The following is a 13,431-nucleotide window of genomic DNA, read 5'->3' on the forward strand; positions in this document are numbered from 1 at the left end:
TCCTTATGTATATTGCCGGGTATACAGAAGTTCACTGATTTCTATCGGCTTTTTTTCTTTGATGGAGCGCCACAATGCCTCGCCGGCTGCAATTGAATAGGCGCCTGCTTCGGCACCGGCCAGAATGTCGTAATTCCTCAAAGGATCTCCTCCGCCAAACAGCTCTTCCAAAAGCAGCGGGTCTCCTCCGCCATGCCCGCCGGGCTGCCTGACGACGCGAATTGTTTCTTTCGATTCAAACAGCGGATAATAATCGATGGTCTGTTCTGGAACTTCAAATGGAACTCTTGCCGGCGCATGATATTCCTGCGTTTCAAGTCTTCCCTTTGTCCCGTTGATTGCAAGCCGGTAGCCTTCATACGGGGCTGAAAAATGAACGGAGTAATTCAGAAGCGCCCCTTTGTCGTATTTCAAAACGGCTGCATACGTATCCTCGATATCGATTTCTTCATCGAAAATACAAGCGTCAGGCCTGTAATCGGTATAGAGCAGATGCTTGTTTTCGTTGGTCTTGACATGGTCGTCCTGCGGGTCGCCTGCCTGCCATCTCATAAAATAGCGGCATTTCTTTTTGACATGGCATGTTCCGCAATAACGTTTTTCCCCTTTTTCAGGATTCATTTCGCCGTCGTGTCCGTAGTAATACAGACCGCCATAGGCAAAAACCTCGCGGGGCGTTTGATCGAGCCACCAATTGACAAGATCGAAATGATGGGTTGACTTATGGACGGAAAGCCCGCCTGAGAATGCTCTCATCCTGTTCCAGCGTTTAAAATAGCTTGCGCCGTGATACGTATCGATGTACCAGTTCAAATCAACCGATGTAATCTTGCCGAGTTTTCCTTCAAGTATCAGTTCTTTGATCTTGCGGTGGTACGGATTGTAGCGGTAGTTAAATGTAACGGTCACTTTTCCTTTGCTCTCGGCTTCGGCTTTTAACACGGCTGCCGCATCCCGTGCTGTTGTCACCATCGGCTTTTCAGTGACCACGTCAATATCTGCCCGTAAAGCACCCAATATATAGCGGACATGCGTATCATCACGGCCTGCTACAATAATGGCGTCCGGCTTGATTTTGTCAAGCATTTCGGTAAACGCTTTCCCTTCGAAAAACGGGACAGGACGAAGCGCCGGAAACCTTTCTTTGCAGACTTCTTCCCTCAGCGGATCGATGTCCAAGAGCGCAGCGATGCGGTGTTCATCCCCGTATTTTTCCACCAGAGGCTCGATAAACATGTTAAAAGCGCGGCCGCTCAGACCGCATATCGCATATGTTTTCATCGGCTCCTCCCCCTTTCATTCATTTTGATCGAAGCGCTTCGATGAGTTCCGTCGCTTCAGGGGTTTTCTTCGCATAAACCGGTATGAAAGCTGCCATGTCTGTATTCAGCTGAAACGTATAGCCGTTCAAACGTTTTTCTCCTTTTTCGATGACAGCCGCATACTGCTGTACTTCCCCGTTTTTTCCCGGAGCGCTGTACGGCTTTTTTTCTTCCGAAGCAACATTTAATGGCTGAAGTCCTTCAGGATCGTAAAAAGGTTTAAACATGTCTTCTGGAACGATAAACAGATCTCCTTCTTTCGCCGCAATTTCAACAAGGAGTTTTTCAGGTGCAGCCGGGAAAACGGTGATGTTGAGCTGTTCTTTCCCGGCAGCGCGCTGTATGTTTTCCTTTATTTCAGCCGGTGCATCCGAAAAGATCAATACGTCTGTTCCCCGGCTACCATCCTTTCCGCATGAGGAAAGGAGAAGCACTGCTGCGAATAGAAGGACGGAGAAGGCGAAGTTTTTCACTTCGCTTCCCCGCAGGAAATACGGCCGGTCTTTTCGAGTTCTACAAGAGCCATGATCAATGCCCCGACACCGTGCAGATCGTTGGTGCTTTTTTCCCGCCCGACATAATAATCGTATGTCCCTGCAGAAGTTCCGACGCAAATATCTTTTAAAAGCAAGCCTTCTTTTGCACTCAGCTCGATTTTTTCTTCGACGAGTCCTTTGAAAGCCTTTGCCGCTCTATCAATATATGAAGAATCGATATAGCCCATGCGAGCACCTTTGGTCATCGCATACATATACAAACACGAGCAGGAGCTTTCAAGCCAATTGTCCGGAAGTCCGCCTTTATCGACAACCTGGTGCCATAACCCTGTGCTTTCATCTTGAAAATCAGCAATGCTTTTGACCATCTCTTGAAGCGTCCGGGTCCACTCCTGTCTTGTGTCATGCCCCTGCGGGAGCAGTTCGATCATGTCGCTCAGCGCAAGCGCATACCAGCCGATTGACCTTCCCCAAAATTCGGGAGAACAGCCTGAGACGGGGTCGGCCCAGGGCATTTGCCTCTTTTCATCCCACGCGTGATAATACAATCCCGTCCTGCCGTCTTTCGTATGTTTTCTCATCAGTCTTTCCTCGAGGATGACCATGTCGTACAGTTCAGGCTCATTAAACGCTCTTGCATACTTAAGTGCGAAGGGCCCTCCCATGTACAATCCGTCAAGCCACATTTGGTAAGGGTATTTATCTTTATGCCAAAAACCGCCTTCTTCTGTTTGATTCAGCGTTTCGAAAAGGCCCTTCAGCTTTTTTGCGGCTTTGCGGTAGCGTTCATCGCCCGTCTCCTCGTACAAAGGATAAAGGAGAAGTCCGGCTTGTATAGCGTCCAGCTCATCCCTCCTGAAATAAAAATTGCCGCAGTCATCGATGAGCTCATCGGCATATTCTTTTACATATTTGAAGTATGCTTCTTGCCCCGTCTCTTCCCAGAGGCGAATCAGGCCGCACAGAAATACGCCCTGATGGTAGTGCCAGCGTCCGGCCGGCGGCAGCTCCTTCGGTGTATACGCTTTCATTATTGTTTTGGCCGCTTCTTCGGCAATGTAAAGAGGCGATTTTGTGATGAGAGATTGATTCATGTCATTCAATTCCTTTCATCAAAGAATATTAATAGATCCCTTCTTCTCCAAATTTCTTCGCCATCCTGTTTGCAAATACGACAAGAATGAGACCGACAGCTGCTTTAAATAAACCGACGGCTGTACTGTAGCTGAACTGTCCCTGCTTTAATCCGGCCGTGTATACATACGTATCAAAGATTTCGGCCACTTCGCGGTTCGTTGCATTCAAAAGCAGATACACATGCTCAAAGCCGAGCTCGAGCGTATCGCCGATTTTCAGGATAAGCAAAACAACGATGACGCTTCTGATCGCAGGAAGTGTGACATGCCACATCCTCCTCAGGCGATTGGCCCCGTCCATTTTCGCTGCTTCGTAAAGCTGCGGATCGACAGCGGTAATCGCCGCCAAATAAATGATTGTCGACCAGCCAGCTTCCCTCCAGATGACCTGGAGAATGTACATCGGCCTGAACCAGCTTTCATTCAGCAAAAAGTTGATCTTTTCTCCGCCGAAGTAAGCGATGATCTCATTGATCAGTCCTCCGTCAACAGTCAACAGGACGAATGAAAGTGATACGACAATGACCCATGACATAAAATGCGGAATATAGATCAACGTCTGGACAAACTTTTTGAACAGTGCGACTCTGACTTCATTCAATAAAAGCGCCAAAATAATCGGTATCGGAAAGAATACGACAAGGTTGAGAAAAAACAAAATCAATGTATTCTTCAGAAGCATAAAAAACGTCGGTTCGGTAAACAGCCTTTCAAAATGCTTAAAACCCACCCATTCGCTCCCCGTTATGCCGAGAAACGGCTGGTAATCCTGAAACGCTATGACAATCCCCCACATCGGCACATACTTAAAAAGCAAAAAATAAATCAGTCCCGGCAGAATCATCAAATATAAATATTTTTGCTGGAGAAACTTTTCCCAAAAACGCGTCTTTCGTTTTTTCTCAACAATAAGGGCCGGATTTTTCCCGGTCTGGACATCGGCTGCTTTCATAAACGGCCTCCCTTCGTGATGTTTGCTTTCACTTTATCCCACCATGAAAAAATAAATCTACAATCATATCATCACATCGGCCGCACCTCGCCCGGCAGCCGGCAAAACCTAATAAAATGAAACGATGGTTAGAAAATGATTATTGACAAATTCACACAAAAGTCGGATTAATTATATATGTACATCTCAAACGAAGATTTGTTGGGGGGGAATTTATGAAGAGAAAACAATATAAGTTTTACTATAAGCTGGTGACCTTCTTTCTCGTCCTGAGCACCATTCCGGTCATCATCGTCGGCTTTTTTTCATATCAGAGATCAGCGGAAACCATTGAACAAAACGTTACAAACGAAAAGCTCCAAACCGTTGGCCAGACACAGCTTAATATTGAACATATTTTAAAAACGGTTGACCATTCCTTCACAAATTACGTCCGTTCCTATCCTTTAATTCAGACGCTCAGCCGCACCATTACACCAGAACGCTTTCAGCTGTACAACCAAATTAACAAGGAATTAAACGAACTGCAGACATTCGATACCGATCTGTCGGATATCACGCTGATCAGCCAAGAAAAAAAGTGGTATATCAACAATTCCGGTTTATATCCTTTAGATCAGGGAAAACAAGCCATCACAATCTCGCTTTACAACGCTTTAAAAAGCCGTTCCAGCTGGCTGCTTGAAAAAAACAATGATCTTGTCGCCACAAAAGAAGGGGCTTCTGGAAACTGCCTGTATAACGTCAATCTGGTCAAACAGCTTCCTCTGAACAGCATGGAAAACAGAGGCCTTGCGATCGCGAGCATTCCTTCTTGTTCGCTTGTCAAGCGCATGCCTCATCATTCAAAAACAAACAGCATGATGGTGCTTGATGACAACGGACGGATCATCCTTCACTCAGACCCGTCAATGATTGGACAATCGATTAAACAAGAAGATTATTTCAAAACGATCCGCCGGCACCAGGAAAAAAACGGCCAGTTTGATACAACAGTCAGCGACACCGCCTATAACATTACATACCAGAAATCAGATTACAATAATTGGATATATGTTTCGTTAACGACCATTCCGGAACTTTATCAGCAGACGGCATCAATCGGCTGGTTCACGTTTACGATCTGCATCATTTTGTTAGCGCTTTCATATCTATTTTCCTGGTTTGGTTCGCGTCATTTTTACAGACCGATCAAGGTTTTATACGAATCCGTCTCCGGCTTTTCTGCGGGGGCCGATTCCGGCCAAGAGAAACCGAAAAACGAATTTGAACTGATTGAACGGAATATTAAAGAGATGAAAAATAAAAACCATGATCTGGAGGTGCGTGTCGAACAGCAGGTCACACAGCTGAAGCAGTATTTTTTAACAAGGCTTTTGCTCGGCAAGCTGAGCGAAGAAGAAATCAAAGACCGCTTTACAGGGCTCGGCTTTCCTGAAGATTGGAGCCACCTGTCCGTTTTCACACTGCAAATAGATACATTGAAAGACACGTCATACGAAAAAAAGGATCTTGATGTCCTGCTGTTTGCGATCAACAGCCTTGTCGAACGATCTGTGCCAAAGAATAAGCGCCTCCCGCCGGTTGTCATTGATAAAACGCAGACAATCATCATGTTGAACCGCGGACAGCCGCTGGACAGGTTTCAGGAAGACTTGGAGCATACCGCATCATCCATCAAGGATAAAATTCATGAAGAGCTTGGATTGTTCATTAGCATCGGTATCAGCCAGCCGTTTACAAGCCTTGCAATGTCGAAGCGCGCTTATTTGGAAGGGCTTGAAGCGCTGACATACCGTCTGAAATCCGGAAAACACACAGTGATTTTTTATGAGCATCTTGACCGCAACAAAGCGTTTTTAACCCAGTTTCCGAAGCAGATTCAAAATGAACTGTTTGAAGCCATTAAAACGTGCAACCGTAAACAAGCAGCCGAACAGCTTCATCTTCTCCTTGAATCGATTTGTTCTGAAAACATGAATCCTCATCACTGCCAGGTTGCGATTGCAAGGCTGTTGAACAACTTGATTGAATTTATGCATTTGCTCGGAATCGAGATTTTTGAACCGAACGAAAATACGATGCTGTACGACGACGTCTTTGAGCTGACGACCATCGAGGAGATCGAAAGCTGGCTGAACGCACAGATCATCGTCAAAATGATCGATACACTCAGCATCAGAGAAGAATCGCAATACAAAAACATCTCAGAAAAAATCGTCCATATTATCCAACAGGAATTCGACACGGACTTAACGCTCGAATCGATCGCAGGAAGGCTTCATTACAACCCCAACTATTTAAGCAGCATCTTCAGGAAAGAAATGAAAATATCGTTCAGCGAATATTTGTCATCCTACAGGCATCATATCGCGAAAAACTGGCTGACGGAAACGACGCTGTCCGTAAAAGAAATTTCTGAAAAACTGAAATACAAAAACCCGCAGAATTTCATCCGTTCATTTAAAAAGCTGGAAGGAATCACGCCCGGCAAATACCGCGAGCTGAAAAATCATTCGGCATAAAAAGACAATCCCGGTTCCCCGGGATTGTCTTCTATTTTTCCGCTTTTTTAAATGACTCCTCATATTCTTCTATTACTTGATTTCCGCCGTTTGTCCGCCATTTTTCAACCGCTTTCTCGAACTGACTTTCATTGATTTTGCCGAGGATGAATTGATATGTGGCATCATCAATAATCTTTTGCAGTTCATCGCCTCTTTCAGATGCGGCCGGTGAGTACAAACTTTCGGCCGGGTTTGAGACGATGATCTCATTATTGTCCTCTGTCAGCTCTTCATATTTAGTACGGAGCGGATCGCCCGTATTTTTCAAGTATTGTTTATCAATGCCGACGAGAGAGACGAGCGGTTGGATTTCCGCCTGCCAGTCTTTCAGTTTTTCGTCCATTCGTTTGAATTGTTTATCCCCTTCTTTTTTATAGTGAACCCCTTCGATCCCGTACGTCATCAGGCTGTAAACATCCTCTTCGGCGATCCGGTCGAAAAAGGCCAGAATCCTCTTCAGCTCTTTTTCTGTTTTGACGCTTGTTTTCGGGAAGGCAAAGATTCCGTTATGCCCGCCCGATGCCCAGACGCGTTCTTTTCCGTCCGGCCCTTTGATCCGATTGATGATCTCAAGCTCCATTTTGTCATCGACAGACTGGTCTCTTAAATTGACGGCATCGACCATATTTCCGACATAAATGCCGGCCTTCCCTTGTGAAAACATCTCCTGCTGCTGCGTTTTGCTCGTAACCGGGAAGTCTTTGTTGATCAGCCCTTCATCATACAGCTTTTTCATATATTTCATCGTATCCATGTACTCTTTTGTCATGAAGTCAGGCGTGAACTTGCCGTCTTTTTCCTCCCAGTCAGTCGGCATGCCCATATAGGACCCCAATGTTTTAAAGGCGCCGTAGATCAAATCGTTTCTGTCGGCAAAGCCGATCGTATCGTTCTTTCCGTTTTGGTCAGGATCTTTTTCTGTAAATGCCTTCGCTGTTTCGTAAAGTTCATCAACTGTCTTCGGCATATCGAGCCCAAGGTTGTCAAGCCAGTCTTTACGGATGACAACCCCCTGCCTTGATAACGGACGCTCTCTGTAGATGCCGTAAAGCTTTCCGTCGATTGAAGCGTTTTTATTGATCAGCTTGTTCATCTTGCTTAAATTCGGATAATCCTTTAAATAAGGGCCGACCTCCCAAAACATCCCCGACCTGAATGCATTCATGACAGATGAATTTTTAATGTCCTGAATGGTGACGACTTTCGGCAGGTTTCCGGCGGCGAGCGCTGAGTTTAAGCGGTCCTCTTTTACCGCATCAGGCACCCACATTAAATCGAGCTTTGTATTGGTGAGCTCCTCGATTTTTTTAATCGCCGTGTCCTTCGGCGGCTGCTGATGATAAAGGATCACCATCCAGCTCAAATCCAAAGGCGAGTTCAGATCGACCTTCTCCTCCTTTGAAGAAGCCTGATCTGCTCCGCTGTTCGAACAGCCAAGCAGTCCGCCGGCCAAAAGCACGAACGCAAAAATCGGAATCAGCCATTTTTTCCCCATATTGTCCCCTCCGTTTTTATCCTTTAATTGACCCTAAGAGAGCGCCTTTTGCAAAGTGTTTTTGAATAAACGGATACACGAGCAGCACCGGTATGGTTGCAACGACAATGACCGCCATTTTGATCGTTTGTTCCGGCGGCGCCGCGGCTGCTCCCATCTCCGTCATATCTCCTTGCATACCGCTTGATACGATGACAATCTGGCGAAGCAAAACTTGTATCGGCCATTTTGTCGCATCGCTCAAGTACAGAATCGCCTGCATGTACGTATTCCAATAGGTGACGGCGTAAAACAGCGAAATCGTCGCAATCGCCGGCAAAGACAATGGAAGAATGATGCGGAAGAAAATGCCGATGTCATTGCAGCCGTCAATTTTGGCGGATTCCTCGAGGCTTGACGGTATGTTTTGAAAAAAGTTCTTTAAAATAATCAAGTTAAACGCATTAATGGCGGTCGGAAGAATCAGAGACCAATAGGTATCGAGCAATCCGAGTGATTTTACGACGAGAAAGGTCGGGATCATCCCTCCGCTGAACAGCATCGTAAACACGACCAAGAACATCAGGACGCGCCTTCCCATCAGCTCCTTTCTCGACAACCCGTATGCCATTAAAGAGGAAAGAAACATGCTGACCGCCGTCCCTACGGCTGTGACAAGAATAGAAATGATTAAGCTTCTGTATACAATGTCAGTTGAAAAAATATACCTGTACGCATCCAGTGAAAAAGTCGTCGGTATTAAAATGAATTTTTTCGAAATGACCTCCTCAACTGTCGCAAAAGAGGCTGCAATAACGTGGATGAACGGCAGCACACAAACCAATCCGAACCCTGTTAAAAATGAATAATTCAATATGTCAAACACGCGGCTTCCAGCAGAATGCCTGATCGTCATTTCCCCCTTCTTGTAAGCGCTGTCAAAATATTACGATATCGTGTCTAAAATGTAGCAGACAGAAAGGAGAGCGTCTATAATCATTTTTTAAGCAGGATCAGGAAAGCGGAGAAAAAGATCATCACCTTAGAAGATGATACCTCAGTCTTCATCAAGGATGTCTGAAGCGCTGACTTTCGGTTTGTACCCCAGTTCCTGAATGGCGGAATCGATCGACCACGGCCGCCCCTTATTGTCGCTGACAGCATAATATGTACCATATGTTTTGCCGGATTCGATCGCAGCTTTAAAAATCCCGATGAGGTCGGTGTGGGATAACAGCGTTTTTTTGCTCCTCGGTTTTGCGCGCAGCGTTTCCTGCTCATTTTCAGCGGCTGTCCCGATCCGCAGATTGATCACGGAAACCTTGGCGTCTAATTGGTGGGAGAATAGGTAGCCGAGATTTTCAGACGCCAATTTTAACAAGCCGTACAAGCTTTTGGACTGCGGGTAGTCATCCGTGTTGATCTGCCTCCCCAGCAGAGAATCGCCGTCCTTTTCATATACATCTGTCACATGGTTGCTGCTTGCAAATACCACCTTCGGCACGCCGAGCTCCGCCGCCGCCCGCAAAATCGTATATGTCGCTTTAAAAAAGATATCCGTCATTTTCTCAAACTCCTGCCGGTCAAGCAAATCGCCCGTCGGCTTGACAGCCAAAAGGTTGATCACCGCATCTGTATTCGCAGGAATGCTTTTCACGACTTCATTGTAATCTGCCGCATCCACCCGGACAAACCGGGCAGCCGGCTTTTCATCCGGTTCTTTTAAATCGAGCACTGTCACCTCGTATCCTTCACCTGCCAATCCGTCCGCTAATACGCGGCCGACCGTACCGTTCCCTCCGATGATCGTCACCTTTTTCACAGTATTCACCTCCTGTTTTACAGCCATGTTTTTAAGAAACCGATCGCTTTATGCCTCATTCCGGCTGTCTCGAGGTGTCCTGAATGAGAGCGAAACACTTCATAGCGTTCACGGGCGCCTTTTTCTTTATACACATCGGACAGCTTTTCTTCAATGAGGTCAATCCCTTGAACTGGCGTCAGTTTATCTGCGGTTCCGACGAGGCTTAAATGTGGCCTTGGAGCGATCAAGCTTTCGATTTGAGCGGTTGAAAAGTGCTTGACCAGCCCGGGAACATACGAATAGAGATTGTGGCGGTCCAAATTTTGCGTCTTGATTAATGTTTCGCTGTCCACCTGAGCGCATATATCAACGCATACGCTGACCCGCTCATCCAATGCAGCAGTCCACCAGGCCATCAGGCCTCCCATCGACATGCCGAGTGAAGCGATGCGGCTTTCATCTGTGTCCTCCCGCATGTTCAGATAATCGATGGCTCTGATGCTGTCGAAGACCATCATTCCCCACATCACCCGCCCTGTCCAAAGCATTTCTTTAAATATCTCACTCTCCGTTTTGCCCCGCCTGTCTCCAAAAGCCCAATGGTCAATCGCCAGCACGGAAAATCCCAAGGCCGTCAATTCCTCGGCGAACGGCGGCGCTTGTAAGTAATCCGCTCCTTCAATCAGCTCCTCCTTTCCTATTTCGTAACGACCTCCGTGTGAATGACAGTAAAGCACGGCCGGCCGCTTGCCGTTCATCTGTTTCGGTTTTGCAAAATAGGCCGGCACCGCTTCAATTCCGTTTAAATCAAGCAAAAGCGTTTCGAGAATAAAAGATGACTTTTCTTCAATTTTAAGAGTGCTCGCATCAATGCCTTTTTTCCCCGGCAAATCGCCGAGCAGTTTGAAAAGTTGACTGCGCATCGTGTTCCCCTTTCTTTTTTCGTTTGATTCATTAATACGATTTGAAAGGGCGTTTTACCTTTTTCCAGATGATAAGTTGACGGAAGTTCACAACAAACAAGGCGCTGGCAAGCATGATAAACAGTAAGACCCAGGATGATGAAAACAAAAGAAGCAGCGAGAAGCACCCCATGAGAAAGAGGCATACTATTTTGTAAACGCGGCCGGATAACAGCTTGTAAGCAGCAGCAAGACCGCACAGCGAGTTGCAGATGAAAAAGGCGTTTGCGATCAAGACGAGCGTCTCAACATTAAGAAAATGAAACATCAGGCAGACGAAAACGATGGTATGGATGAGAAACATAAGCCCCAGCGCTGCCATCGGCTGATTTCCCCTTGATCTGTAGGCAAACAGCCTGCCGGCCTGCGAGGCCACCAGCCTGGCTGCTCCGCCTGTCACCTGAAAATAAGCGCACATGCAGAGGACAGCGGTGAGCACTGCGATCACCGGCAATGCAAAAGATCCGAACAACGGCGTCAGCATCATCGCCAGCTTCAATTGCCCGTTTGCGAAGAATCCCGGATCAATCCACTGAACAGCTGCCGCAGTCGCCAAATATATGACCGTTACCGTCAGACTGCTGATCACGACGGCCCGTGGAATCGTTTTCCTGCGGTTTTTCACTTCCATACTGTAGTTGCCGACGATTTCCCATCCGACCAATGCCCAGAACAGCAGCAGCAATCCGCGGCCAAAATCGGCAAACTGAAAGGTTCCGTCTACGAGAGGCCCCTCACGGAGGTAAGGCACGGAAGCCGCGCTGCTTCCAAACAGGATGAGTGCCGCGGCAGTGGAGAAAATGAGTGCAACCATGCCGACAAATGAAAGATTAAAGCAAAGGACAACCATACAAAAGATGAAAAAAACAAAGCCGTACAGTTCAGCAGGAAATGCTGTGCCGGCCGCAAGAGAATGAATATATTCGCCGGCCGTCATTAATACGGCGGCGGGGCCGAAACTCGCAGCCATGATAAAATAAAAGACTGCCAACTTTTTAACACGGGAACCGAACGCTTTTTCAGCCGCATAAGCAATCCCGGCATCATTCGGATACTCGACGCTCAATCTGGCAAAAACCCAGGCAAATAAAAAACCGATTCCCAACATTAACAGCCATGCAAAAATCGCATAGTCCCCCGCTGTCTGATGAATCATCGGCGGCAGCAGAATGATTCCGGATCCTAAAATGGGCCCCGTCATCAGCCCGCTTAACAATAAAGGGCCAAGCTTTTTTTCTCTCATACTGATACAATCCTTTCGCAAAGTCGTTAAAATGATTGTAATCTTGTTTAATTCATCAGTAAAATAGATATTATCGATCTGTAACTTCGATTTTTTCGATATAAGATAAAAAAGGGAGATGACGAGATGGAGATCCGACATTTGAAAACATTCAAAACCATCGTGGATATCGGCGGTTTTACCCGTGCTGCCGATTATTTGGGATATGCGCAGTCCACTGTGACTTCGCACGTTCAAGCAATCGAACAAGAATTAAGAAAGCCGCTGTTCTACAGGCTGGGGAAAAAAATGATGCTGACAGAAGCGGGAAAACACCTTCTCCCTTATGCCGCAGAAATGGTCGAACTGTATGAAAAAGCGAGGCACATTCCGGAAAACGACCAGGAGCCGTCGGGAAACTTGATCATCGGCGCCTCGGAATCTTTAACGGTTTACAGATTGCCTGCCATTCTTCACGAATTTACAAACAAATATCCGCAGGTCACGGTCACATTAAAGTCTTCCACGTGCTGGCAGCTGAGAGACGAATTGAAGCAGGGAAAAATCGATGTCGCTTTTCTTTTGGACAACGATCGGAAAGAAAACGACCTTCATGTTGAAAAGCTTGTCAATGAGCCGATGGTATTCATCTTCCCCAAGGAACACCCGGCAGGACAAAAAACCCTTGATGATTTGACTTTTACCGCAAATGAAACGTTTTTATATACGGAGCACGGCTGTAGCTACCGTGATTTTTTTGAGGAATATTTACGTCAAAGGGGAGTCATTGCCGACCATACGATGGAGTTTTGGAGTGTCGAAGCGATTAAACAGTGCGTGATGTGCGGGTTGGGCGTATCCCTTCTTCCTTTGATCACAACGCGCACTGATATCGAAGAAGGAAAGCTTCAGGGCACGCTGGTCCGCGACGCCCTGTTTTCCACTCAAATGGTTTATCATAAAAACAAATGGCTTTCTCCTGCAATGGCGGCTTTTACAGATATCGTCCGCAGGAAAGCAAAAGACTGGGCACAGGCATAACGTTCCTATATCTAAATGCCTTCGGTATTCATCAGCACGATCCGCCAGCCGTCCGGATCTTCCACCGTTGCCCCTTTGTCCTTCCAATATGGATTTTCTGGCGGCACTTCGTGATAGCCCATGTCAGCGAGCCTATTTAATATAATCTTGATTTCCTTCAGATCAGGAATATAAAAAACGAGCAGATTGTCTTTAGTCGGTGCCGGACAAGGGCTGCCTTCGATATGGGAGGTGAATTCAAGGTGGTATTGGACATTCGGCAGGCCGAACATGACGCCATTATACCCTTGATGGCCGGAAAAACCGCCAAGCTTTTTCAGGCCCAGCCCCTTTTCGTAAAACGCAACGATTTCGTCAAAACGGTCTGTAGGCCGGGCGATTCTGACCTGTACGGCGGAAAAATCGGAAAAACGCATCATGATCATCTCCTTTTTTCCCATTTTAAGCGGTCAAG

12 protein-coding genes are annotated in these 13,431 nt (G+C 46.6%); 2 read left to right on the forward strand and 10 right to left on the reverse strand.

Annotated features, from left to right (window positions below; all coding sequences use genetic code 11):
- Positions 1-3 precede the first annotated feature (3 nt).
- From MKX80_RS16260 to MKX80_RS16275, 4 genes are read right to left on the reverse strand one after another with little or no spacing between them, the layout of a single operon-like run.
- Positions 4-1,281: a Gfo/Idh/MocA family oxidoreductase gene (locus MKX80_RS16260; protein WP_268317845.1), complete on the reverse strand. Its 1,278-nt coding sequence runs from the start codon at positions 1,279-1,281 to the stop codon at positions 4-6.
- A 19-nt stretch (positions 1,282-1,300) separates the two neighbouring features.
- Positions 1,301-1,795 (reverse strand): lipoprotein YteS, encoded by a 495-nt coding sequence (locus tag MKX80_RS16265; RefSeq protein ID WP_154997201.1) that lies wholly within the window; start codon positions 1,793-1,795, stop codon positions 1,301-1,303.
- Positions 1,792-2,913 (reverse strand): glycoside hydrolase family 105 protein, encoded by a 1,122-nt coding sequence (locus tag MKX80_RS16270; RefSeq protein WP_268342726.1) that lies wholly within the window; start codon positions 2,911-2,913, stop codon positions 1,792-1,794. The genes MKX80_RS16265 and MKX80_RS16270 overlap by 4 nt, the downstream gene beginning before the upstream one ends.
- 28 nt (positions 2,914-2,941) lie before the next feature.
- The gene (locus MKX80_RS16275; RefSeq protein ID WP_154997197.1) at positions 2,942-3,907 is read right to left on the reverse strand and encodes a sugar ABC transporter permease; all 966 of its coding nucleotides are present in this window, start codon (positions 3,905-3,907) and stop codon (positions 2,942-2,944) included.
- 215 nt (positions 3,908-4,122) lie between these two features.
- On the opposite strand from MKX80_RS16275, the gene MKX80_RS16280 reads away from it, so the two are divergent.
- Positions 4,123-6,432: a helix-turn-helix domain-containing protein gene (locus tag MKX80_RS16280; RefSeq protein WP_182070198.1), complete on the forward strand. Its 2,310-nt coding sequence runs from the start codon at positions 4,123-4,125 to the stop codon at positions 6,430-6,432.
- A gap of 31 nt (positions 6,433-6,463) precedes the next feature.
- Here the strand turns inward: MKX80_RS16280 and MKX80_RS16285 are convergent, their stop codons facing one another.
- The 5 genes from MKX80_RS16285 to MKX80_RS16305 all read right to left on the reverse strand — a co-directional run bounded on the left by MKX80_RS16285 (position 6,464) and on the right by MKX80_RS16305 (position 11,957).
- The gene (locus tag MKX80_RS16285; RefSeq protein ID WP_154997192.1) at positions 6,464-7,969 is read right to left on the reverse strand and encodes an extracellular solute-binding protein; all 1,506 of its coding nucleotides are present in this window, start codon (positions 7,967-7,969) and stop codon (positions 6,464-6,466) included.
- 16 nt (positions 7,970-7,985) lie between these two features.
- A complete protein-coding gene (locus tag MKX80_RS16290) occupies positions 7,986-8,864 on the reverse strand; it encodes a carbohydrate ABC transporter permease (RefSeq protein WP_076791082.1) in 879 nt (292 codons plus the stop codon).
- 141 nt (positions 8,865-9,005) lie between these two features.
- Positions 9,006-9,770 carry an NAD-dependent epimerase/dehydratase family protein gene (locus tag MKX80_RS16295; protein WP_268316053.1) on the reverse strand — a complete coding sequence of 255 codons (765 nt, stop codon included), beginning with the start codon at positions 9,768-9,770 and terminating at the stop codon, positions 9,006-9,008.
- 17 nt (positions 9,771-9,787) lie between these two features.
- Positions 9,788-10,675: an alpha/beta fold hydrolase gene (locus MKX80_RS16300; RefSeq protein WP_268335314.1), complete on the reverse strand. Its 888-nt coding sequence runs from the start codon at positions 10,673-10,675 to the stop codon at positions 9,788-9,790.
- Positions 10,676-10,706: 31 nt separating this feature from the next.
- The gene (locus MKX80_RS16305) at positions 10,707-11,957 is read right to left on the reverse strand and encodes an amino acid permease (protein ID WP_268342728.1); all 1,251 of its coding nucleotides are present in this window, start codon (positions 11,955-11,957) and stop codon (positions 10,707-10,709) included.
- A 126-nt stretch (positions 11,958-12,083) separates the two neighbouring features.
- Here MKX80_RS16305 and MKX80_RS16310 point away from each other — a divergent pair, with 126 nt between their 5' ends.
- A complete protein-coding gene (locus MKX80_RS16310) occupies positions 12,084-12,977 on the forward strand; it encodes a LysR family transcriptional regulator (RefSeq protein WP_268299344.1) in 894 nt (297 codons plus the stop codon).
- An 11-nt stretch (positions 12,978-12,988) separates the two neighbouring features.
- On the opposite strand, the gene MKX80_RS16315 is transcribed toward MKX80_RS16310, so the two are convergent.
- Positions 12,989-13,396, reverse strand: a complete 408-nt coding sequence (locus MKX80_RS16315; RefSeq protein WP_268299346.1) for a VOC family protein — start codon at positions 13,394-13,396, stop codon at positions 12,989-12,991.
- Between the last annotated feature and the right edge of the window lie 35 nt (positions 13,397-13,431).

The sequence above is a fragment of the Bacillus sp. FSL K6-0972 genome (assembly GCF_037976035.1).
Classification (GTDB): Bacteria; Bacillota; Bacilli; order Bacillales; family Bacillaceae; genus Bacillus; species Bacillus haynesii.

Excerpts from the sequence above, each read along its gene's own strand:
- MKX80_RS16260 (WP_268317845.1), bottom strand. The coding sequence starts at position 1,281 with ATGAAAACATATGCGATATGCGGTCTGAGCGGCCGCGCTTTTAACATG.
- MKX80_RS16270 (WP_268342726.1), bottom strand. The coding sequence starts at position 2,913 with ATGAATCAATCTCTCATCACAAAATCGCCTCTTTACATTGCCGAAGAA.
- MKX80_RS16275 (WP_154997197.1), bottom strand. The coding sequence starts at position 3,907 with ATGAAAGCAGCCGATGTCCAGACCGGGAAAAATCCGGCCCTTATTGTT.
- MKX80_RS16280 (WP_182070198.1), top strand. The coding sequence starts at position 4,123 with ATGAAGAGAAAACAATATAAGTTTTACTATAAGCTGGTGACCTTCTTT.
- MKX80_RS16285 (WP_154997192.1), bottom strand. The coding sequence starts at position 7,969 with ATGGGGAAAAAATGGCTGATTCCGATTTTTGCGTTCGTGCTTTTGGCC.
- MKX80_RS16290 (WP_076791082.1), bottom strand. The coding sequence starts at position 8,864 with ATGACGATCAGGCATTCTGCTGGAAGCCGCGTGTTTGACATATTGAAT.
- MKX80_RS16300 (WP_268335314.1), bottom strand. The coding sequence starts at position 10,675 with ATGCGCAGTCAACTTTTCAAACTGCTCGGCGATTTGCCGGGGAAAAAA.
- MKX80_RS16305 (WP_268342728.1), bottom strand. The coding sequence starts at position 11,957 with ATGAGAGAAAAAAAGCTTGGCCCTTTATTGTTAAGCGGGCTGATGACG.
- MKX80_RS16310 (WP_268299344.1), top strand. The coding sequence starts at position 12,084 with ATGGAGATCCGACATTTGAAAACATTCAAAACCATCGTGGATATCGGC.
- MKX80_RS16315 (WP_268299346.1), bottom strand. The coding sequence starts at position 13,396 with ATGATGCGTTTTTCCGATTTTTCCGCCGTACAGGTCAGAATCGCCCGG.